This window comes from Lactiplantibacillus plantarum, assembly GCF_014131735.1.
GTDB lineage: Bacteria > Bacillota > Bacilli > Lactobacillales > Lactobacillaceae > Lactiplantibacillus > Lactiplantibacillus plantarum.
The window spans coordinates 2,688,643-2,710,306 of sequence record NZ_CP039121.1; the positions used below are offsets into that span (position 1 = coordinate 2,688,643).

Here is a 21,664-nt window from a genome sequence, read left to right on the forward strand (position 1 = left end):
TTAGATCTCTAGGAGGATAACAAATGGCAACAGACTTGGCTTACTACCAAAAACTGCTCAGTAATGGCAACTATAAGGCAATTAACTGGGATCGAGTTTCAGATGCAATTGATAAAAGTACTTGGGAAAAGTTAACCGAACAATTTTGGTTAGACACCCGGATTCCAGTTTCCAACGACATGGCAGACTGGCGTGAATTAGATGATGATCACCGGTGGGTCGTGGGACACGTTTTCGGCGGTTTGACGCTGCTAGATACGTTACAATCACAAGACGGTCTGCAAGCACTTCGCCGCAACGTCTTAACCTCACATGAAACGGCCGTACTAAATAACATCCAATTCATGGAATCTGTTCATGCAAAGAGTTATTCAACAATTTTTGAAACATTAAATACGCCGGACGAAATTAATGAAATTTTTGACTGGAGTGACAGTGAAGAATTCTTGCAAGCAAAAGCCCAATGGATCTACAAGCTTTACGATAACATCGACGAAGATCCATTGAAGCAAAAAGTTGCAAACGTCTTTTTGGAAACTTTCCTGTTCTATTCTGGTTTCTATACGCCACTGTACTACTTGGGGCACAATCAATTGCCAAACGTTGCCGAAATCATTAAATTGATTTTGCGGGACGAAAGTGTCCATGGCACTTACATTGGTTATAAGTTCCAATTAGGCTTCAAAGACCGTTCTGAAAAGCAGCAGGCAGAATTTAAAGACTGGATGTTCGATTTCTTATACAAACTCTATGAGAATGAAGAAAACTACATTCATTTAGTTTACGATCAAATTGGTTGGTCTGATGAAGTCTTGACTTTTAGTCGTTATAACGCCAACAAAGCCTTGATGAATCTCGGCCAAGATGCCCTCTTCCCAGATACTGCGGAAGACGTTAACCCGGTCGTCATGAACGGGATTTCAACGGGGACTTCTAACCATGACTTCTTCTCACAAGTTGGGAATGGTTACCGCTTGGGTCAAGTTGAAGCAATGCAAGACACCGACTACGATATTGGTAATCCAGACGATTAATCAACACGTTAGTTCACAAAAATGCGGCGCCTATCCGGGCCGCATTTTTGCTAGAAAATTTTATCTTGGGGGTAGTTTAGAATGGCAATTCATAATATCTGTGTTTTTTGTGGGTCTAATTCTGGTTTAGATCCCGCATTTAGTGACAAAACGGTGGCACTCGGTCAATACTTGGCCGCTAATGATTACCAACTCGTCTATGGCGGTGGCGACCATGGTTTAATGGGGAAAGTCGCCAAAGCAACTATGGATGCTGGTGGCCGCGTTATCGGGATTATCCCGCATTTTCTGGTCGCAAGAGAACTTGCATTTAAGGACGTCACGACTTTTATCGAAACGCGCACGATGACCGAACGCAAGGAAAAGATGCTTCACCTCGCTGACGCCTTTATCGTTTTACCTGGCGGGTTTGGCACCTTTGAAGAATTCTTACAAATGCTATCTTGGAGTCAAATGGATATTCACCAAAAGCCGATTGCGCTCTACAACATCGACGGCTTCTACGACGATCTAGTCGCCATGCTACAAAAGACCGCCGATTTAGGGTTTGCCCCCGAGGCTAACCTCGACCTATTCATTAATGGGCATGATCTTGATGAAATTTTCGCTGGTTTCCATGATTTCAAACATGTGTTACCGCCTAAGTATACGAACTAAATAATCTAGCCTACGCAAAACAGCTCTAGTGCTTCTGCCACAATTAGTTCAGCCCTCATCATATTAGTCGGCTGAATTCTAAAGTCATCATAAAATGCCCCATCATTGCTTCTCGCAGTGATGGGGCATTTTGCTATGTCATTAACGATACTTACTTTATGACATACTATTCAGTTATTTCAATCGTTTCAACAACCATACTGGCCGGTGCCGCTCAGACTTGTGTACCCGGGTATTAACGACTTGTAGCAATTGTAAAATGGTGAAGATTAGTGAATTACGTTTTCGGTACGCAATGTACTTCGGTTCCCACTCGGTCACATACTTCTCTTTGTACGACCGTAATCCCTGAAAACCATATAACTGGTAGCCATATTCGTAAATTAAATGAGCAATTTTTTCTTGAATAAAACTGTAGCGTGAAACCCCTACACCGGATAACGGTGCCATTCCCATATTGAAATAAGCATAGCCATCGTCACGCGCCTGTTCAAATAGGTGCACAAAGACCGTGTCCATAATGCCGGATGGCGCCGATTTGCTCGACCGCATTAAGTCAATTGAAGTCGTCTGATGATTTCCCTGCGGCATAATATTCGCAAACGCGACAATTCGGTGGTCAGGATCATAAACGACCGCTACGGGTGCCTGATTGAGATACTGCTCATCAAAAAATCCGAGCGAGAATCCTTTTTCCGTCTCACCTGCTAACCAACTATCCGAAACGGCTCGTAATTCAGCCATAACGTCGGCACTGAACGGTGGCTGCAAGATGGCAAACTCATAGTGATCACGGGTAAACTTATTCATTAGGGCCCGCTCACCCCGTAGCCGTTTACCAGCCAAACTAAAGTCTGCCAATTTAACGTGCCCTTCTTCACCAGTTTTGATAAAGTCAAAGCCCATTTCGTGTAGGCGCATCGTCAGCATCTCACTAATTTCGTAAAAGACTAGCGAGCACCCGTCACTATCTGCGTCATCCAATAACTGTTCCAAGGCAGCTTGTAATACCGCTTGATTACCGAATGGCTCTCCCATAATAATCAGTTTATCAGCCTTCTGCTGGTATAAGAAGATCAGTTGATCGACCCCATCGACTTGATAGTAATATGCTAACTTATCATTCAAATAAGCCAAGTGTGAGATTTCATTGCCGCCATAAGTTTCAATCACTTGTTTGACCCGAGCCGCATCCATCTTTTGACGCAATCGGGCGTTATAGCCACTCGCAAAGTAGCGGTACATAATAATCAAAATCATTGCCGCTAAGACTAACCCAATCACCCCAAATAACCAGAGCTTTTGTGATGGGAAGAACAGAGCTTCAGGAACCGCATGCCGATGATGAATTTGGGGCGCGTTATAGACCCCCACAATCGTATACAAGATAAAGGTCACCACATACACGCAGCTAACCCACAACGTTTGCCCCCACGAAAAAGCCAACCGATCACGATAATAAGCATGCCGCGACAAAGCCACTAGCGCTAGAATCACAATCAAGAAAATCACAAATTTCATCGAAATTGCATCATAAACGACGAGCCAGCGAATCGTATTCAAAATTGCAATCAGCAGGACAATCACCGTTGGCCAAAAAGCTTTTTTGACCCGGCCAGCAGTTCCCAACGCCACCCCAATCAGTAAGAAGGCCATAATAATACTGCTGGCCTGATTAATAAAGAAAAAGGTGTACGGATAAAACTGTAAGAAGAGTTTATTGTTATATGCAAAGTTAGGGACCGTTGACATCAACAACATCAGAAAACCAGAAAAATAGAGAAAAACCGTCAGTACCATCTGAGCAACACGTTGTAATGCCTGCTTAGGAATACCCGCTAAGCGCACGTTTAAGCGATGGCCGGTGTCATGGATGAATAAGACCAACCCGATGGCAAACGGGATAATATAGTAGAATAACCGGTAAAATAAGAGCCATGCGACTGCGTCTGGTCGAGAAACTCCGACCGCACCGAGGCCAAAAATCATGAAAACGTCGAATGACCCAATACCACCGGGTACCATTGACACTTCACCGACAACCGAAGCAATCACGAATAACGGCACGACCGCTGCAAAATCAATGGGTAATCCCATAAAGTTTCCAATTAATAAGAAGAACAGCACACAGCCAGTCCATTCACCAAACGACCCACTCAATAACCGAACGACGTTGCCGAGCGTAAGGCCATCGAAGAATTCCGAATCGTTGACTCGTGTAAAAATAAAGATGGCTGGAAAATACAGTGCACCACCGACGAGCCAGATCCAGTAACTGCCATACATGTTCCCAATGCCAAAGCCATAGACTAGCACGAGTGAAATCATACAATATAATGACAATCCCGAAACTAAAAACAAAGCGATCTTGGAAATGGCAAACACGATTTGTTTCTTAGTGGCTTCGCGATTATAAAAGTTAGCACGCAGTGAGGCGCCCAGCACGCCCCCGAAACCACCGATATTCGTAAATGTATTGGTGATCCATCCAGCTTTTAAGATATAGCCAAGTGAATAGTGGTTGGGTAAAAACTTTGTAATCATGACGTCATACGTCAGCATTGGTGTCACTGCGATAATACCAATCACGACCATGCTCAACAGATGCCACCAGCTTTGCGAAGCAAGCGCATTCGCCAACTGCGCGCCACTGACTTCCTTCGCAATTTTGCCGACTTCCGTAATCACAAATAACAGGACAGAGAATACAAATAATGCTTTGATGATCCCCATGCGTTTATTGAGTGCCGTCCCGATTTTCTGTAACGTTGCCTTCAAAAAAATTCCCCCATTGGTGTGTTTGTTCTATTATCGCAATCTTAGCCTGTTTATACAACCGTTATAGGTCGTTAATAACCCCCACAGGTCTGATTTGTCGCCGTATGAACATTTTAAATACCTGCTACTAAATTATTCCGAATGGGTGTTAGTAGTTAGCACTAATTATGATTAATTGTAAAAATTAATACCAGCATAAGCCAATATTAATTGATTTTTAGTTACCAAACTTGCTTTACCAACCTTTACCGTTTATGTATAATTAAAGTGATACATAAACAAGGAGGAATTTCTTATGCACCATGCAAAAAAACTCGTCGTTGCACTAACGAGTCTACTCATCTTAACCGGCTGTACCACTGGTAATCAACAAGCCGCCAACCATACCAGTGTCAAAACCAAGACGGTTCGGGTTGAGAAACGGACTGCTGCTAATAAAGCCGCCTGGGCAAAAGCAAGGGCCGCTAGTCGGGCTAACGCGGCCTCAGCCAAAGCTCTTAGTTCAAACACGACCCAACTCGCAATTGCAACTAGTCAGGCTAAGCGTCAATCCGAACAACTAAAAGCAAAACATGACGACGCAATGGCATCATCAAAATCAGCGTCACAGGCTGCCGCCAAATCAGCTGCTAGTGAAGCGGCCGCACAATCACGCTCCCAGTCAGAAGCCCAGTCCGCTTCGGCCGTCGCAGCCGCTAGCCAATCTAAGCAAGCGGTCAAGGCCAGCAGTCAAGCAGCTGCTCAAAGTCAACAAACTCAAACTAGTACCGCAACCACGAGTCGGCAGAATAATTTTTCTGGCGATACCGATACCGCCCAAACTGGACGCATCGTGGGTAACCGTAATTCCAAAATTTATCACGTTGAAACGGGTCAAAACTACCGGATGGCCGGTAAAAATGCCGTTTACTTTAGTACGGAAGACGCGGCGCGGGCCGCTGGTTTCCGTAAGTCATTTCGATAGGAGGATCACTTCATGGCATTGATCGGCACCATCTTATTATTTGCAACCCTGTACTGGTTCTGGCGCTTACATCGGCGCTACCGTGGGCGCCAATGGTGGCGGCATAGTTGGCCGGCCATTATCGCATTGCTCGTCAGCTTTAGTATTCTCGGCACATCTGATGAATCCACTCAGCCAACTGTGAAGACAAAGACCGTTACTAAGACCCACTTAGTAACGGCTAATAATGACAAGCAACTGACGGCACTTCAAGCTGCCAATCGTGCTTCTGCTAGCAGCTTAAAGCAGGCTGCGAAAAAACTTTCGAGTAGTCAACAACATATTGACAAGCTCAAGGCTACGAACAAGCAAGCTGGCGCAACTTCGACAACAGCACCAACCAAGGTCAATTCTGACCATAACCCAAGTAACAATGCGTTGGCTAGTAAAACTTACAACGGTCAACAAACGATCACGATTAATCAGAATCAGCCCGCATTTACCGCTAAGGAGCTCAGTACGAGTCAGGGTGCCTGGCAACAATATGGCAATTTAGACTCACTTAACCGGGTGACGGCTGCTAATGCCCTCTTAAATCAGTCACTGATGCCCAAAGCTGAACGTGAGGCCTTGAATGTTCGACCAACTGGTTGGCATAACAAACGCATCAGTAGCGGTTGGCTTTACAACCGCAGTCATCTGATTGGCTATCAATTAACGGGGCAGAACAACAATATCAAGAACCTCATGACCGGAACCCGTTCTTTGAATGACCCTGAAATGACGACCTATGAAAACCAAGTTGCGGCCTATTTGAAAGAAAGTCCGAAAAACTACGTCCGCTACCAAGTGACCCCCATTTTCAAAGGTAACGAATTGTTAGCCCGCGGTGTTCAAATGCGTGGTCAGTCAGTTGGTAGCAATACTGTTAGTTTTAATGTCTATATTTTCAATATCCAGCCCGGTATGACCTTGAACTATACTGATGGCACTAGTCAGGTCAGTCACTAACGATCATTGATCATCGTATTCAGCCTATCACGCAGCAGCCACAAAAGTGATAGTGCCCTGTCGACCAAAAGTTCAACCCAAGTGAAATTTTAAAACAAGCCCAACAGACGTACTATGCGACGTTCTGTTGGGCTTGTTTTGACTTGCTTAATCCAATACGGTTACGCCTCTAACGCCAAGTCACCGTAATCATACGGTGGTTGATATCAAATTGCACTAACACTTAGCCTAAGTATAAATTCTCAGTAATCGTTATATGCGTGGTCATGCACGTGATTCGCACCAACGCCACATCCAGAGATAAAAAAAGACCACACCCCATAGTAGGGTGTGGTCTGATGACGTTCCGTTAAGTAAACAATTACTTAAGGGTAACGACACCACCAACTTCTTCAAGCTTAGCTTTCATATCGTTGGCTTCGTCTTCTGAAACGCCTTCTTTGATGATTGAAGGTACGTTATCAACAAGACCCTTAGCATCTTTCAAGCCAAGACCAGTGATATCACGAACGGCCTTAATAGCCTTAACCTTTTGGTCACCGGATTCAGTTAATTCAACATCGTATGAATCCTTAGCAGCGGCAGCGTCGCCACCAGCAGCACCGGCAACAGCAACAGGGGCTGAAGCTGAGACATCGAATTCTTCTTCGATAGCCTTAACTAAGTCGTTTAAATCTGAGATTGAAGCTTCTTTTAATGAGTCGATAATAGCATCTTTATCAAAAGCCATTTTTTGTTCCTCCATTTTATATGAACTTATATTTTAGTTTTTTTAACACACTGACAGCAAATTAAGCTGCGTCTTCGTCGCCTTTTTCAGCAACCGCCTTAACAGCGTATGCAACGTTACGAACAGGTGCTTGTAACAAGTTGGCGATCGTAGCCAATAATTCTTCACGTGATGGCATCGTAGCGTATTCTTGAACAGTTTCAAGATCAGCAACTTTACCTTCGATCACGCCACCCTTTAATTGAAGGGCATCAGCGGTCTTCGCGAAGTTAGCCAAGATCTTTGCAGGAGCAACTGGGTCTTCTTCAGAGAAGGCAACGGCAGTAGGACCAGCAAATACAGGTTTTAAGTCTTCAAATCCGGCCTTATCAGCGGCACGCACCATGATCTTGTTCTTGATAACGCGCATCTTAACACCGGCTTCACGTAATTGCTTACGTAAATCAGTTACTTGTTCAACAGTCAAACCACGGTAATCAACAACAATGGCTGATACTGAGCTCTTCAATTGTTCTGCAACTTCTTCGACTTCTTGTGCTTTAACAGCAATTGTTTCTTTACTCAACAGATTCACCTCCCAGAATTTTGGTTCAGGGATTTATAAAAAAATCCCTATGTCCACCAAGACATAGAGAAAAAACAATGTCCTCGGCAGGTAGATTAAGGCCGTTAAGCCGCCTGAGTCTTAGGTAGAGATATTACTTAACCTCTAGTAATCTATCACAGATCACCCACGGGGTCAATTGTTTTCAGAATTTAATCCTTAAAATGATGCTAAATCAACACGTACCGCTGGGGTAAAGGTTGAAGTAACAACTAAGTTTTGGATGAAAGTCCCACGTACTGAGGCTGGACGAGCTTTCACGATGGTGTCTTCAATGGTCTTGAAGTTACCAACTAACTTGTCAGTATCGAATGATACCTTGCCAACAGGAACGTGAACGTTACCGTCACGGTCAGTCCGGTAAGTCACCTTACCAGCTTTTGAATCGTTAACGGCTTTAGCAACGTCCATCGTAACCGTACCAGTCTTAGGGTTAGGCATTAAGCCTTTAGGTCCAAGAACCCGACCTAAACGACCAACTTGGGCCATCATGTCAGGGGTAGCGATTGCGACATCAAAGTCTAACCAACCGTCTTGGATCTTCTGAACTAAATCAGTTTCACCAACAAAGTCAGCACCGGCTTCTTCAGCTTCTTTAGCCTTGTCACCCTTAGCAAAAACGATAACGGTTTGATCTTTACCGGTACCATTAGGAAGGACAACCGCGCCACGAAGTTGTTGGTCGGCTTGCTTTGTATCAACGTTTAATTTGAAGGCAACTTCAACAGTTGCATCAAACTTTGCGAAATCCATTTTTTTAACCAAGTCTACCGCTTCAGTTACATCGTAAGCTTTGTCACGATCAACGAGCTTAGCGGCGTCTTGGTATTGTTTACTTTTCTTTGCCATCTAAGTGTTTTCCTCCTTGCAAATGTGGTTCAAACGGAGATTTCCTCCCACTTGACACATTCATTTTGATGAAGTGTCCGACATACTCAACAGTACTGAATTAGCCTTCGACGGTGAATCCCATACTCCGAGCAGTACCTTCGATCATGCGCATAGCTGCTTCAACGTCAGCTGCGTTTAGATCTTGCATTTTAGTTTCGGCGATTTGCTTAACTTGATCTTTGGTTACAGTTGCAACCTTCTTCGTGTTAGGTTCACCGGAACCACTTTCAACACCGGCAGCTTTCTTCAATAGAACGGCAGCAGGTGGGGTCTTAGTGATGAAGTCGAATGAACGATCTTCGTACACCGTAATCACAACAGGGATGATCATACCTGCTTGATCAGCAGTACGAGCATTGAAATCCTTTGTGAAACCCATGATATTGATACCTGCTTGACCTAAAGCTGGGCCAACTGGCGGAGCAGGTGTTGCTTTGCCCGCAGGAATTTGTAATTTAACAACGTTAGCTACTTTTTTAGCCACGAGACATTCCTCCTTAGTCCGTGATGTGGTAAATGGAGCTGAGTTTTTGCTCCTCCCACGTAAACGTGCATACGTGACGCACAAACATCATTGTAGCATATCTATTTTTCACCAGCAACCTTTTTTGTGGCTTCTGGATATAAAAACTGGACGATTTGGCGATCAACTTCATAGTTTTCATGTAATCGTGAATGGCGGGCATTCTTACCATGTACCACAAATTCTTGATACTGGTCACGCGTTGGTCGCAGTAAAAAGCGCAATGACAACGCACTATTCAGAGCGACAGCACCATCACTTTGCGCCGCATCGCCAATGTTACCCGCAATATTCAAATACGAAATCGTGTTTGGCAATCGTTGGAGCGTTCGCAAAAAATAATTATAAACGGGCGTGGTCTTAGTTGGTCCGGTCGCCGTCAACGGGTGGTTTTCAATCGGATACGTATTTTGCCCGACCTCACTATCATTAAACGGCGCACCAATTGTGACAACCTTGCGGACTTCCGGTAAATTGACCAGTTTGGCAGCTGTCGTCAAGTATTGAAAGAGCACCACACCACCCATCGAATGAGCGACTAAATTGATCGTCTGAACGTGCTCATGCGCAATCAAATACTGCACAACTGCCAAGACGCCCGCCGCCTGTTGCCGTACAGCAACGCGTGGCGTGGCAAAAATCAACTGTACCATTGGGCGGTAAGCGTCTAGCTCACCAGTCACATGGGGATGATTATGTCGATCAATCATTACGACTAATGACTTATTGGCGATGCCCCCGGCCGTAAAACGTTGGAGCATGCCACCAAAAGAGAACCGGTTGCCCGCATACCCTGGAATAAATAGCGTCACGGCGCTATCATCTGCTGAATTAGCCGACACCGACTGCCGCAAATGCTGCGGTCGCCCGTATTGCCAAAATTTAAAGGTGATACGCCCCAAAATACCGAGCACTAAGGCGCCGATGATGACTAAAATTACTTCTGCCAAGATGGTCCACCAGCTTACTTAAATTAATTACCGAATCTGGTCAACTTGATCGAAGTCCAATTCAGTACTTGTTTCCCGACCGAACATATTGATATTAACCTTGAGCTTCATCTTTTCGTTGTCAATTTCAGTAATTTCACCAGAACCGCCAGAGAAAGCGCCATCGATGATGGTAACTTGTTCGCCAACTTCAACGTCCAATTCGGTATGCCGAGCACTCATGCCTAGTTGATGCAAGATTTGTTCCGCTTCTTCAGGCAACAATGGCGTTGGTTTACTACCTTGCCCATGTGATCCTAAGAACCCAGTAACACCTGGCGTATTCCGAACAATATACCAAGCTTGGTCCGTCATGACCATTTCAACCAAAACGTACCCGGGGAAGATCTTCTTCATTTCAACTTTGTCTTTCCCATTCTTGACTTCATGAGCTTCTTCTTCGGGAACAACGACCCGGAAAATATTGTCTTCCATTCCCATAGATTGAATACGGGATTCCAAGTTAGAACTAACCTTATTTTCATAACCAGCGTAGGTATGTAAGACATACCATCTTTTCTCAACAGACTCGACCATTATTATTCTCCTTTAAAATGTCTTTTGGCAAAATAAAAAAACCTCGTTTGCACGAAGTTTTCTTTCAATGCCATTATTATAACAAAAATTTGTTCAAAAAGCCATTAATGCCAGCTTGTTAACATTTGTAATAATAATTGGATAATCCAATCAAATAAAGCGAAAAACGCCACGAAGAACAGTGATGTTGAGACAACTGTCCACGAATCACGACGATTTTCCCGCCAAGTTGGCCAGGTCACTTTTTTCATTTCATGTCCAACTTGACCAAAAAATTTAAATAAGCGCATGTCTAATCCCCCTACCGCGTTTCACGATGAAGTGTGTGTTTACCACAATATTTACAAAATTTCTTAACTTCTAAGCGGTCAGTTCGATTCGGGTTAGCATCAATCGTGTAGTTCCGCGAACCACAAACGGTACATGCCAGTGCAACTTTTTTCTGTGCCATCGACAAAACCTCCATAATAAATCAGGTATAACATTAGCATGGAACTTTTCGAATGTCAATTTCAGGCAGCGTCTTGTAAAAAGTCACGCATCTTCTTGCGGCATCGATCCGTGGCGTTGACCACTTGATCAACTTCCACTTGCCGACTCAATGCAATCCGTTCTGGCGATTGCCCTGCCAATAGATCCATAAAAACCAATCCTTCAAATGCCGAACAGATTGCTGGAAAAATCCGCACCTGCTCACGAACATGAACCACATCAAGGGTCGAGGCCCTTAGCGTCTGAATATTGCATAAGATATCCTCATCATTAACATCCAGTGATAAGATATCCCCTTCCGGACGACGCTTGCGAGCCTGTGTCCGCCGAATATGATCAATAATCTGATTACTCAATAGCACCCGGTAATAAGTGCCAAAGCTACATTGCCGTAGCCGTTGATACTTTTTAGCCGCTCGATAAACTGCAATTCGACCTTCTTGAAGCCAATCATCCTCGTCAAAGTTCCGGACATAGTATTGCCGCCGCAACCGCCAAACAACTGGCACATACTGCTGGGCTAATGCATTAATGCTTGCATCATCACCATCTGCTGCTAAGTGGATCAATTGCTGTTCATTCACGTGACATTCCTCGCTTCTGACTAGTTTCAGAAACTGCACCCCTGAGCATCTGTAATGCTAATATACCGGGTTAATTGTGCCGTCACAAGCGAACGAACGTTTCAATTCAGCCACCTCAGCACTCACAGAAATCCTCTTATACGCGGCTATCAAAACTACTATGATCGTCCTATTCATCAACCTAATAGTGCCATATCGCACTAATTATTAGTAATATCAAAATATTGCTAACGCCAAAGACAAGTGCGACCTACTTAAGCCCGTTGGCGACGAGTACGCGCGTCCGCTGGAGTTGCAAGAAGCCACTGCGCTGTCTAACCAACCGATTAATGCAATCGCCAGCGCAAACTCCGATAACACCAAAACTGTTATGACAAGCCATCCTAACATCTAGTGAACAGCAGCTGAACTGGGGCATTTGATTACTAGATATTTTAATACTAGAACTGCTTTCGAGCCTTAAATTGCCACTGGTTATCTTTTGCAAAATTTAAATATTAATTATGACGATTTAGAAACAACCCACGCTCGCGGCAACCACCTAATTACTTGTGATGATGTTTAACGTGATTGCGTTCTAGTTGTTGGCGGTACTGATCCAAGGCCGATAATTGATCATCATTCCAGGGTGATTTACGAACGGCACCTAAATCCTGGGTGCGCACGGCAGTATGACGCACATCTTTCAGCGCAGTCTTGACGCGGTGTCGTAATTCCAAGGCTGGTACTCGTAATGCACCTTCCGAAAAGATTACCCATTGTTCTGCCTGATCACTAGTCGCAACCGTCACTTGAAGTACTCGCGATTGCTTTTCACCCGCGTACTTTTCGATATAACTGTCAGCGGTCTGGTCTTTACTCGTCCAAATAATCTCAAGATCAGCTTGGCGATAACTCTTAGAATTACCCGGAACGTACATCGCATCAAAAACCAGGCTAATATTAAGGCCCGTAATTTTTTTATACTCAGTCAACATGCTAATTAACTCGTCACGAGCTTGCGGCAACCGGTCCGTTTGTTTTAAATGATTGAGTTCTGGCCAGTTGCCAATCATATTGTAAGCATCGACAATCAATAATTGTTGTTTCATCTTATTTTCCCAGTGGATGCCGGGACGTGTAGCCTTGATAAATCAGAAGGCTGGCCGCCACACTGGCATTCAAACTTTGAACATGACCAATCATTGGAATGGTCAACATTTCGTCCACACTCTTCTTAAGTAATGGTGAAATTCCCTTACCTTCATTACCAATAATCAAACCAACGGCACCGGAAGCATCCCACTGTCGGTAGTCCGTCCCGTTCATATCAGTCCCAAAGATCCACAGACCGGCTTCTTGCAATTGTTTAACCGTTTGAACCAAGTTCGTCACCCGCGCAACTTTCACGTGTTCGATAGCCCCCGTTGACGTCTTGGCAACCGTACTGGTTAACCCCACGGCGCGCCGTTTCGGAATAATGATGCCATGGGCGCCAGCTGCATCGGCCGTCCGCATAATCGAACCTAAGTTATGGGGATCTTCGATATTATCCAAGATCAAGAAAAATGGCGCTTCATTCTTAGCCTTAGCAACAGCAAATAAATCATCAATGGTGGCATATTCAAAAGCAGCCACCCCCACAGCTACCCCCTGATGGTTGGCGTTGTCGGTTAAACGGTCTAACTTTTGTTTCGGCACGTACTGTACGATCAAATTACGTTTCTTCGCAATCTTGGCAATGTCATTCAGTACATCGGCCTGTAGACCGCTTTGAATAAAGACTTTGTTGATCTGTTGATCACTCTTGATTGCTGCCATGGCGGGGTGCCGCCCGATTACAAAGTCAGCTGCTGTTTGGTCTTGTTCGTTATTTGACACTGGAAACCCTCCCTTCATCAACTTGTTTAATACACCACTGTGCCAGTTCTGCAATTCGGTCCGCCTGCTGAGTCAATTGTAAATACCCAAAAACGGCTTCAAAACCGGTTGAGATCCGGTAAGTGACGACATCGGTATGTTTGGCCGACGTATGACTCTTGGCATTCCGTCCACGCTTAAAAACGTCCACTTCAGTTGGCGTTAAAACTTCTTCGGCCTGCATCCGTTCGATCAGTGCCGCTTGCGCTTTGGCTGAAACATAGTGGGTCGCGTGGTGGTGCAACTTAGTGGCTTTAGTAAAACCACTTTCAATCAAATGTTGGCGAATAAACGGTTCATACACCGCGTCACCGAGGTACGCGAGTGCAATCCCGTTTAATTGTTGATAATCAACTTGCATATTATTCCTTTCTAAACCGCACACCCTGAGGCGTATCTTCTAAAATAATCCCCTGAGCTTTCAAATCATCACGAATCTGGTCGGCCTTAGCAAAATCCTTAGCTTTACGAGCAGCTTCTCGTTCATCGATCAGTGCTTGAATCGCGTCATCAGCCAGCGTCGCATTAGCCGTTTCAAAAGTGACGCCGAAGACGCCAGTCAACTGCACTAATGCCTCCTGTAAGGCAATCAACGTCTCTTTTTGAACCGTTGCCTTGGCTGCATAGACATTGGCTAACTTAGCTAATTCATACACAGCAGCCACCCCGTTTTGAACATTGAAATCGTCATCCATTGCGGTTCCAAAGTTAGTGATGAGTGTCTGTAACTGTTCTGCCACCGCAGTATCCGTCCCGTTCGTCGCATCTTGCAACCGGAACGTGAGATTACGATAAGCATTACGTAACTTATCCAAGTTATTAGCTGCTTCGTCTAAGTTGGCCTGCGTATATTGAATCGGTCGCCGGTACTGGGTCGTCGCCATGAAGAACCGTAGCACTTGCGGATCAACCGTTTTAATAATATCGTGAACCGTCACAAAATTACCTAATGACTTACTCATCTTTTCGTTGTCATCGCCAACCGTCACAAAACCGTTGTGTAACCAATAATTGGCAAACGTCTTGCCGGTCTTCGCTTCACTCTGGGCAATTTCATTTTCATGATGTGGGAATTCAAGGTCCTGACCACCACCATGAATATCAAACGTATCGCCCAAGTACTTAGTAGACATGACCGAGCATTCAATATGCCAGCCGGGCCGACCCGCACCCCATGGCGATTCCCATGAAATTTCACCGGGCTTGGCTGCTTTCCAGAGTGCAAAGTCAATTGGATCTTCTTTACGATCGGTTTCTTCATCGGCAGTATGCTGACTGGCACCCACTTCTAAATCATCGATTCGCTGGTCAGATAACTGACCATACTTTTTAAACTTCCGTGCGCGGTAATATACGTCGCCAGCTGATTCGTAAGCATAGCCCTTTTCAATCAATGCTTGTACAAATGCAATGATTTCTGGGATATTCTCAGAGGCCCGCGGGTGAACCGTCGCTGGTTCAATATTGACCGCAGTCGTATCTTCCATAAAAGCTTTAATAAACCGGTCAGCAACTGCTGGTACCGTGGTGTGATCTTCAGCGGCACGTTTGATCAGCTTATCATCCACATCCGTGAAGTTGGAGACATAGTCAACGTGGTAACCGCAATATTCAAAATACCGTCGGATAGTATCAAAGGCAATTGCAGAACGCGCATTACCGATATGAATATAGTTATAAACGGTCGGCCCACAGACATACATTTTCACGACTCCGGGGGTGATAGGCTTAAACGGTTCTTTTTGACGCGTTAACGTATTAAAAACACTTAACATATTGGCGACAACTCCTTTCAATTGAATCATTACTTTTGATGATAGTTTACCATGTTTGAAACACAAATAAAAAGCATCCCTCGCACGGCGGAACCGAAACTCCACCATACAAAAGATACTTTCATATGCAGTCACGCGCCACTGGGTAACTTTCGCGATACTGAGATAACGCTCACCCGGGGACTAGCTTGCTGACCGCACGATGTATTAATTGCGTTGTCTTGCTGACGACGACCGCCACTTACGACAACCAACTAATATTTTAATAATCCATTCATTACTTGGCGAGTTCCGCAATCATAGCATCGAGATGCTTCTTGGTCGTTTCACGCCCTAATAATTCAATCGTTTCTGGTAATTCTGGCCCGTGCATTTCGTGAGAAACGGCGATCCGGATCGGCATGTATAATGCCCGGCCCTTGATCTTCGTATCCTTTTGAATGCTCTTGATCGTCTTTTGAATTGCGGTTGCTTCGAAGACGTCAATATCTTCGATTCGTTGCCGGAATTCCTTCAAGACAGGGAGTGCCGTGTCATTATCAAGTTCGGCCTTAGCTTCATCATTGATATCAGCCGGACCATTGAAGAAGAGATCTGCTAAATCAACGATTTGACCAGTATAGCTCATCTGGTTCTTAAATAATGAAACCAACGTCCGTGTCCATTCAATCTGGCTCATATCTGGGCGTTGTGGTAACCGGCCAGCCTTGATCAATTGGCGAATTGACATTGCAAAGACTTCGTTTTCGTCAGCCTTCTTAATGTACTGGTTGTTCACCCATTCCAACTTCTTGCCATCAAAAGCTGCTGGTGACTTGCTCAACCGCTTTTCATCATACATTTTGATGAATTCGCGCTTACTGAACAATTCACTTTCGCCAACTGGTGACCATCCTAGTAGGATGATGAAGTTAAGCATTGCTTCTGGTAAGTAACCCAATTCACGGTATTGTTCGATAAATTGCAATACGGTTTCGTCACGCTTGCTTAACTTCTTACCGGTTTCGGTATTGATAATTAAGCTCATGTGGCCAAACTTCGGTGGTTGCCAACCAAAGGCTTCATAAATCATCAATTGCTTAGGCGTGTTGGCAACGTGGTCATCACCACGGAAGACGTGGCTAATTTCCATCATATGGTCATCAACAACCACCGCAAAGTTGTACGTTGGCATCCCGTCACGCTTCTTGATGACAAAGTCGCCACCAACCGTCTTGGATTCAAACGAAACTTTACCTTTAACCATGTCATCCCAAGCATAGGTCGTATTTTCTGGGACGTGGAAGCGAATAACGGGTTGGATACCAGCCGCCTTAGCAGCCGCGATCTTCGCCTGTTTTTCGTCTTCCGTCATGCCAGCAAATTCGTAGACGTAGTGTGGCATTTCCTTACGCGCTTTTTGAGCTTCACGTTGTGCCGACAATTCGTCTTCCGTCATGTAAGATTCGTAAGCTTTACCTTCATCAATTAATTGTTGAATCAACGGGTCATAGATTGATTTCCGTTCTGATTGACGGTAAGGGCCAAAGTCGCCACCCTTATCCGGACCTTCGTCCCAATCAATCCCTAACCACGTCAAATTGTCCATCTGACTCTTTTCACCGTCTTTAACATTCCGCTTTAAATCGGTGTCTTCAATCCGAAGAATGAACTTTCCCTTATTATGCCGGGCAAATAAATAGTTAAACAATGCAGTCCGAGCATTACCAATGTGTAAATGGCCAGTTGGACTTGGTGCGTAACGCACACGAATCTTGCTCTTTGCCAATGTGATTAACGCCTCTTTCGTATTTTTTCATCTTAAATGTTACGCCGGAACCTTTCTATCGACCAGAATATTCCGACTTTCACTTGCTTTTCCAGTTTACCATGTTTACCGCTAAAAATTAAGGTTTCAGACTGAACCCATTGTAAAAATATCGAAACAGACCCTAATCGTACACTAACAACATCCCAATTTATTGATAATGAGCATTAACCCTCCTATTTTGTTGCGATTCGGCCGCCTCCCTTACGACGTCCTGGATTAGTCATCATTGAACAAAAAAACGGTAGCCCCCATCAAATGAGTTGCTACCGTTGAATCGCTTAACCTAGTGCCGATTATCGCGATTATTATTTCGATTATTACTATGATTATTGTTGTGCTTATTATTTCCATCCGCATGATCCGGGATTCCGCGATTAGCGTGCGCTAAACGGGCAAAAATCATTCGACCAGCATCCGTTTGTAAGGCGCTCGTTACAACGACATCCACCTTTTCATTGATGTAAAACTTCCCATCTTCGACGACAACCATCGTCCCATCGTCCAAGTAACCGACCCCTTGTTGGCGTTCGCTACCATTTTTGACGACCATGACATTCATCTCTTCACCAGGAATAACCCGTGGTTTCAACGACTTAGCCAACTGATTAATATTGAGAACTTGTACGTTTTGGAACTCAATCACCTTATTCAAGTTGTAGTCATTCGTCACGATCACACCGTTGACTTTTTTAGCCAATTGAATGAGTTTACTATCAACTTCTGGAATATCCTCAAAATCGCCCTCGTACATTTCAACCGGGATAATATTTTCATTTTGTAGCTTATTTAAAATATCTAGCCCGCGACGACCCCGCACACGTTTAATACTATCAGCTGAATCCGCAATGTACTGTAATTCATACAAGACGAAGTTCGGTACTAACAGTGTCCCTTCTAAGAAACCAGTCTTGACAATGTCGTAAATCCGGCCGTCAATCAAGATGTTGGTATCTAGAATCTTATAATGATGATAGTTCTGATCTGGCTGAGCATCAGTAATCTCCGGACTTGTTTCCTTTTCACGACGGCGGAAGTTGAAAACTTTCCGCCACTCGTCGATCCGGGTAGTCCCGACTCGCGCACCAATGTAACCAAAAAACAACATCAAAATAATTGGGACGACCGTGTTCAATAGGAATAATGGACTACGATTAAATAATTGCGAAATCAGAACCGCGATCAATAACCCAATAATAAATCCGATACTGCCAAATAAAAGTGTCATTGGATTTTGCTTGGATAAGTTCTTTTCGACTCGATCCACCAGTCGTACAGCGGCATTGGCTAAGAACAATGACAAAACCCATAGAATCAGCGCCCCCAACAAAAAGTTGGTAAAAACGTTATTCAATAACACATTTGGTTGCGACAAAATTGTCGTCCACAAGAACGGCAGGTAAGTTAGTCCTAACGTACCCCCGACGACAATAAATACTAGTCGCACCGTTAACTTCTTCATGGCATCAGCCCCTTTTTAATAATTTGGTTGTTGTAATGCTAATTGGAGCGCTTCTTTTAGCGTGGCAACTCCAATTACTTCGATTCCAGTTGGGATATCCCAACCTTGCAGATTATTCTTAGGAATAAAGATACGTTTAAAACCTAGCTTAGCCGCCTCACCAACTCGTGATTCAATCCGGTTGACCCGCCGAATCTCACCAGTCAAACCGACTTCACCAACAAAACAGTCACTCGGACGAGTCTGCTGGTCACGATAACTAGAAGCCACACTGACCGCAATAGCTAAGTCAATCGCCGGTTCATCTAACTTAACGCCACCGGCCGCTTTCAAATACGCGTCCTGGTTCTGAAGCATTAGACTCGCCCGTTTTTCCAACACTGCCATAATCAAGGAGACTCGATTATGATCCAAGCCACTTGCGGTCCGCTTCGCATTACCAAAGACCGTTGGCGTTACCAGCGCTTGAACTTCTACTAAGATTGGTCGTGTGCCTTCCATTGAAACAACGATGGCGGAACCCGTAGCATCCTTCAGACGTTCTTCCAAGAAGATCTCTGACGGATTGGCCACTTCATACAAACCGCCCGTCCGCATCTCAAATATTCCCAGTTCATTCGTTGACCCGAATCGATTCTTGACTGCCCGTAAAATGCGGTACGTATGATGTAAATCACCTTCAAAGTACAAAACGGTATCAACCATATGTTCTAAGATCTTAGGCCCCGCAATGGCACCACCCTTAGTCACATGGCCCACAATAAAAATGGTAATGCCGTTAGTCTTCGCAATTTGCAGTAGTTCAGCCGTAATTTCACGGATTTGTGATACTGAACCAATCGCAGAGTCCATATCAGGTTCTTGCATCGTTTGTACCGAATCAATGACCACAAATTCTGGATGCGTCGATTCAATCGTTGAACGAATATTCGACATATCAGTCTCAGGATAAAGATAAAAGTCTTCACTGCTAACAGCCAGCCGGTCCGCCCGCATCTTCACTTGGGAGGCACTTTCTTCACCAGTCACGTATAGTACAGAACCACCCGTCTCGGCCAATTGCCCCGAAACTTGCAGTAGTAACGTTGACTTACCAATACCTGGATCACCACCGATCAAAACTAGTGAACCTGGCACAACACCGCCACCTAAGACCCGGTTGAACTCTTTCAGCTTAGTCTTGACACGCGGTGTCTTAGTCAGCGACACTTCTTTGAGTCGTTGTGGCTTAGCCGACTTACCCGCAAAGCTCACCCGCGACTTGCGGTCCGGTTTTGTATCAAAATGTTCTTCAGTTAGTGTATTCCATTCACCACAGTTCGGACACCGTCCTAAATATCGCGGTGTTGAATAACCACAGTTAGAACAAACAAACTGAGTTTTTGCTTTTGCCACGTACACACGTCTCCATTTCTCCGCCAACATATCAATTTAATGTTGGGTATTGGGATTTCTAAAATATTTACTTCATCCGCGCCACACTGTCATGAGTCATGATTAAAACGTGCCGTTTTTTAAATTTAAAAGCAGCCAGCTTAGGCCCGCTGGAAACAGTCCGGGTTAGCGTAAACTTGCTTAGTTAATTCGTCCTACACCGACCTCCAGGCATTTCTGCCAATTGCCGGAACGCGGTGGGCACAGATTTGAGCCGAAGCCCACGTCTTAAATACTGGCCTTTCACGCTTTTATGCCATATTGGTGAAACGTGTTCGGGTCAGACTGAGACTTCACACTCTTGCAGTACTGGGCATTGTCAGAAACACCTTCCAGTCGGGATGGTATTCGAATAGCTGATGAAGATGTACTCAACTTTTGATGAATTGGTCGTTGTTTTTCATAAACGGTAATTTTCTCAATCAACTGTCAGGCCGAAAATGATATTGTGATGACTTACTATTTCTGAGTTACCAGTCATAATACATTGAACGTTTCGACAAAGTAGAGAATACATTCTGATGTTTCGCTCAAAGTTTTCGTATCAAAGTAGTCAGCAACCAATTGTACCAAGTTAAGCGGCCGTTTATTTGCCATTCGAGCGGCTTCCCGGAGGTCGGAATAGGATAGTCATTGCAGACGAACAGAAATCTATCTAATTGGCACCTTTTAACCATGATTCTTACTAAACAACCAGCCAGTACGATGCAGACTTAAATAATCAATCAAACTCAATTAACTGGATCGTCATTTTCATGCTATGGGTATAAGTTTATTTTACCATTATTAATCATTAAAGCCTTTAAATCACCTTGGCTTTACCGATTTTTTATTATTTCCTATTTATTGGTCGAACCGAAGCCCCCAGAACGTGTCGTTGTCACATTCGTTTCATCCGTAACAGTCAGATAAGGGGTAAAAATCCCTTGGGCAATGCGTTCACCCTTTTTAATGTGAACGTCGCGAATCCCCATGTTGATTAATTGGACGAAAATCGCACCTTCGTTCTTGGGATTGTTATAGTAGTCGGCGTCAATGACGCCAATCCCATTCGGTAGAATCAAGTTACGCTTCAAGGGGTTGCTGGAACGATTGGCTAATAGTAAGTATTCACCATCATTCATAAATGCCTTAATACCCGTTGGAACAAGCCATGGTTTAAGGACTTTAGCCGCCGCATCCAAATCGGCTGCAGAACTCGTTTCACCATGATGTATTTGCCAAAGTACTTTGATAAAGTTCATTTTCCAAATTGACGGTAACGTAAAATCTTCCGCCGCTTCGAAGTCATAGCCAGCTGCTTGCTTGGTGGTGCGGTAAGGTACGTGTAACCCCGCCTGCGCGTATTGACTTACAATTTCAAATCCCCGTGCCATTTCAAATTCCTACTTTCTCAACATTAATTTAGTGTTCACATTTTACCATACTTTTATTATAGAAGTTTCGTTGACAAAACGGGCAATTACCGGTTTAATTACGGTAGATATAAAACCCTTTACAAGGTGGTGAAATCA

At 44.4% G+C, this 21,664-nt stretch carries 22 protein-coding genes and 1 other annotated feature; of the genes, 4 read left to right on the top strand and 18 right to left on the bottom strand.

The features are described from left to right. Positions 1-23: 23 nt before the first annotated feature. Both nrdF and E5260_RS12690 read left to right on the top strand, forming a co-directional pair. Positions 24-1,034, top strand: a complete 1,011-nt coding sequence (gene nrdF, locus E5260_RS12685) for a class 1b ribonucleoside-diphosphate reductase subunit beta (RefSeq protein WP_003640950.1) — start codon at positions 24-26, stop codon at positions 1,032-1,034. Between the two features lie 81 nt (positions 1,035-1,115). Beyond that, positions 1,116-1,691 (top strand): LOG family protein, encoded by a 576-nt coding sequence (locus E5260_RS12690; protein ID WP_003640949.1) that lies wholly within the window; start codon positions 1,116-1,118, stop codon positions 1,689-1,691. Between the two features lie 174 nt (positions 1,692-1,865). Here E5260_RS12690 and mprF read toward each other — a convergent pair whose 3' ends face one another. Continuing rightward, positions 1,866-4,469, bottom strand: coding sequence for a bifunctional lysylphosphatidylglycerol flippase/synthetase MprF (mprF, locus tag E5260_RS12695; protein WP_003640948.1), 2,604 nt, complete (start codon positions 4,467-4,469; stop codon positions 1,866-1,868). Between the two features lie 295 nt (positions 4,470-4,764). Between mprF and E5260_RS12700 the strand changes: the two genes are divergently transcribed. Both E5260_RS12700 and E5260_RS12705 read left to right on the top strand, forming a co-directional pair. Then, entirely contained in the window at positions 4,765-5,433 is a 669-nt protein-coding gene (locus E5260_RS12700; protein ID WP_003640947.1) for a sunset domain-containing protein, read from the top strand. A 12-nt stretch (positions 5,434-5,445) separates the two neighbouring features. Next, positions 5,446-6,423: a DNA/RNA non-specific endonuclease gene (locus E5260_RS12705; protein WP_003640946.1), complete on the top strand. Its 978-nt coding sequence runs from the start codon at positions 5,446-5,448 to the stop codon at positions 6,421-6,423. Between the two features lie 361 nt (positions 6,424-6,784). Here E5260_RS12705 and rplL read toward each other — a convergent pair whose 3' ends face one another. The 17 genes from rplL to E5260_RS12790 form a co-directional block, all read right to left on the bottom strand. Further along, positions 6,785-7,153: a 50S ribosomal protein L7/L12 gene (rplL, locus tag E5260_RS12710; RefSeq protein WP_003637775.1), complete on the bottom strand. Its 369-nt coding sequence runs from the start codon at positions 7,151-7,153 to the stop codon at positions 6,785-6,787. Positions 7,154-7,214: 61 nt separating this feature from the next. Next, positions 7,215-7,718, bottom strand: coding sequence for a 50S ribosomal protein L10 (rplJ, locus tag E5260_RS12715; protein WP_003643933.1), 504 nt, complete (start codon positions 7,716-7,718; stop codon positions 7,215-7,217). A 29-nt stretch (positions 7,719-7,747) separates the two neighbouring features. Next, positions 7,748-7,861: a sequence feature (ribosomal protein L10 leader region), on the bottom strand. Between the two features lie 55 nt (positions 7,862-7,916). After that, positions 7,917-8,606 carry a 50S ribosomal protein L1 gene (gene rplA, locus E5260_RS12720; protein ID WP_003640943.1) on the bottom strand — a complete coding sequence of 230 codons (690 nt, stop codon included), beginning with the start codon at positions 8,604-8,606 and terminating at the stop codon, positions 7,917-7,919. Positions 8,607-8,706: 100 nt separating this feature from the next. Further along, complete coding sequence (gene rplK / locus E5260_RS12725; RefSeq protein ID WP_003640942.1) at positions 8,707-9,132, bottom strand: 50S ribosomal protein L11; 426 nt, start codon at positions 9,130-9,132, stop codon at positions 8,707-8,709. Positions 9,133-9,233: 101 nt separating this feature from the next. Next, complete coding sequence (locus E5260_RS12730; protein WP_003640941.1) at positions 9,234-10,121, bottom strand: alpha/beta hydrolase; 888 nt, start codon at positions 10,119-10,121, stop codon at positions 9,234-9,236. A 27-nt stretch (positions 10,122-10,148) separates the two neighbouring features. Next, a complete protein-coding gene (gene nusG, locus E5260_RS12735; protein WP_003640940.1) occupies positions 10,149-10,697 on the bottom strand; it encodes a transcription termination/antitermination protein NusG in 549 nt (182 codons plus the stop codon). Positions 10,698-10,801: 104 nt separating this feature from the next. Continuing rightward, the gene (secE, locus tag E5260_RS12740) at positions 10,802-10,987 is read right to left on the bottom strand and encodes a preprotein translocase subunit SecE (protein WP_003640939.1); all 186 of its coding nucleotides are present in this window, start codon (positions 10,985-10,987) and stop codon (positions 10,802-10,804) included. 11 nt (positions 10,988-10,998) lie between these two features. Continuing rightward, entirely contained in the window at positions 10,999-11,148 is a 150-nt protein-coding gene (rpmG, locus tag E5260_RS12745) for a 50S ribosomal protein L33 (protein ID WP_003637768.1), read from the bottom strand. A 61-nt stretch (positions 11,149-11,209) separates the two neighbouring features. Beyond that, on the bottom strand, positions 11,210-11,773 hold the full coding sequence (locus E5260_RS12750; RefSeq protein ID WP_003644973.1) for a sigma-70 family RNA polymerase sigma factor: 564 nt from the start codon (positions 11,771-11,773) through the stop codon (positions 11,210-11,212). A gap of 545 nt (positions 11,774-12,318) precedes the next feature. Continuing rightward, positions 12,319-12,864 carry a YacP-like NYN domain-containing protein gene (locus tag E5260_RS12755; RefSeq protein WP_003640936.1) on the bottom strand — a complete coding sequence of 182 codons (546 nt, stop codon included), beginning with the start codon at positions 12,862-12,864 and terminating at the stop codon, positions 12,319-12,321. Between the two features lies 1 nt (position 12,865). Further along, positions 12,866-13,651: a 23S rRNA (guanosine(2251)-2'-O)-methyltransferase RlmB gene (rlmB, locus tag E5260_RS12760; RefSeq protein WP_003640935.1), complete on the bottom strand. Its 786-nt coding sequence runs from the start codon at positions 13,649-13,651 to the stop codon at positions 12,866-12,868. Then, positions 13,623-14,033, bottom strand: a complete 411-nt coding sequence (locus tag E5260_RS12765; RefSeq protein WP_003640934.1) for a Mini-ribonuclease 3 — start codon at positions 14,031-14,033, stop codon at positions 13,623-13,625. Before E5260_RS12765 ends, rlmB begins: the two co-directional genes overlap by 29 nt. Position 14,034: 1 nt before the next feature. Then, a complete protein-coding gene (cysS, locus tag E5260_RS12770) occupies positions 14,035-15,447 on the bottom strand; it encodes a cysteine--tRNA ligase (RefSeq protein WP_024971787.1) in 1,413 nt (470 codons plus the stop codon). Positions 15,448-15,724: 277 nt separating this feature from the next. Continuing rightward, on the bottom strand, positions 15,725-17,215 hold the full coding sequence (gene gltX / locus E5260_RS12775; protein WP_003640932.1) for a glutamate--tRNA ligase: 1,491 nt from the start codon (positions 17,213-17,215) through the stop codon (positions 15,725-15,727). Between the two features lie 325 nt (positions 17,216-17,540). Next, positions 17,541-18,716: a PIN/TRAM domain-containing protein gene (locus E5260_RS12780; protein ID WP_003640931.1), complete on the bottom strand. Its 1,176-nt coding sequence runs from the start codon at positions 18,714-18,716 to the stop codon at positions 17,541-17,543. Positions 18,717-18,731: 15 nt separating this feature from the next. Then, positions 18,732-20,111, bottom strand: a complete 1,380-nt coding sequence (gene radA, locus E5260_RS12785) for a DNA repair protein RadA (RefSeq protein WP_003643928.1) — start codon at positions 20,109-20,111, stop codon at positions 18,732-18,734. Between the two features lie 878 nt (positions 20,112-20,989). After that, positions 20,990-21,526 (bottom strand): dCTP deaminase/dUTPase family protein, encoded by a 537-nt coding sequence (locus E5260_RS12790; RefSeq protein WP_003640928.1) that lies wholly within the window; start codon positions 21,524-21,526, stop codon positions 20,990-20,992. Positions 21,527-21,664: the final 138 nt, after the last annotated feature.

Excerpts from the sequence above, each read along its gene's own strand:
- E5260_RS12700 (WP_003640947.1), top strand. The coding sequence starts at position 4,765 with ATGCACCATGCAAAAAAACTCGTCGTTGCACTAACGAGTCTACTCATC.
- rpmG (WP_003637768.1), bottom strand. The coding sequence starts at position 11,148 with ATGGCACAGAAAAAAGTTGCACTGGCATGTACCGTTTGTGGTTCGCGG.
- cysS (WP_024971787.1), bottom strand. The coding sequence starts at position 15,447 with ATGTTAAGTGTTTTTAATACGTTAACGCGTCAAAAAGAACCGTTTAAG.
- nusG (WP_003640940.1), bottom strand. The coding sequence starts at position 10,697 with ATGGTCGAGTCTGTTGAGAAAAGATGGTATGTCTTACATACCTACGCT.
- rplL (WP_003637775.1), bottom strand. The coding sequence starts at position 7,153 with ATGGCTTTTGATAAAGATGCTATTATCGACTCATTAAAAGAAGCTTCA.
- nrdF (WP_003640950.1), top strand. The coding sequence starts at position 24 with ATGGCAACAGACTTGGCTTACTACCAAAAACTGCTCAGTAATGGCAAC.
- E5260_RS12780 (WP_003640931.1), bottom strand. The coding sequence starts at position 18,716 with ATGAAGAAGTTAACGGTGCGACTAGTATTTATTGTCGTCGGGGGTACG.
- E5260_RS12690 (WP_003640949.1), top strand. The coding sequence starts at position 1,116 with ATGGCAATTCATAATATCTGTGTTTTTTGTGGGTCTAATTCTGGTTTA.
- E5260_RS12765 (WP_003640934.1), bottom strand. The coding sequence starts at position 14,033 with ATGCAAGTTGATTATCAACAATTAAACGGGATTGCACTCGCGTACCTC.
- E5260_RS12755 (WP_003640936.1), bottom strand. The coding sequence starts at position 12,864 with ATGAAACAACAATTATTGATTGTCGATGCTTACAATATGATTGGCAAC.
- E5260_RS12705 (WP_003640946.1), top strand. The coding sequence starts at position 5,446 with ATGGCATTGATCGGCACCATCTTATTATTTGCAACCCTGTACTGGTTC.
- secE (WP_003640939.1), bottom strand. The coding sequence starts at position 10,987 with ATGCGCTTATTTAAATTTTTTGGTCAAGTTGGACATGAAATGAAAAAA.
- rlmB (WP_003640935.1), bottom strand. The coding sequence starts at position 13,651 with ATGAAGGGAGGGTTTCCAGTGTCAAATAACGAACAAGACCAAACAGCA.
- E5260_RS12790 (WP_003640928.1), bottom strand. The coding sequence starts at position 21,526 with ATGGCACGGGGATTTGAAATTGTAAGTCAATACGCGCAGGCGGGGTTA.
- rplA (WP_003640943.1), bottom strand. The coding sequence starts at position 8,606 with ATGGCAAAGAAAAGTAAACAATACCAAGACGCCGCTAAGCTCGTTGAT.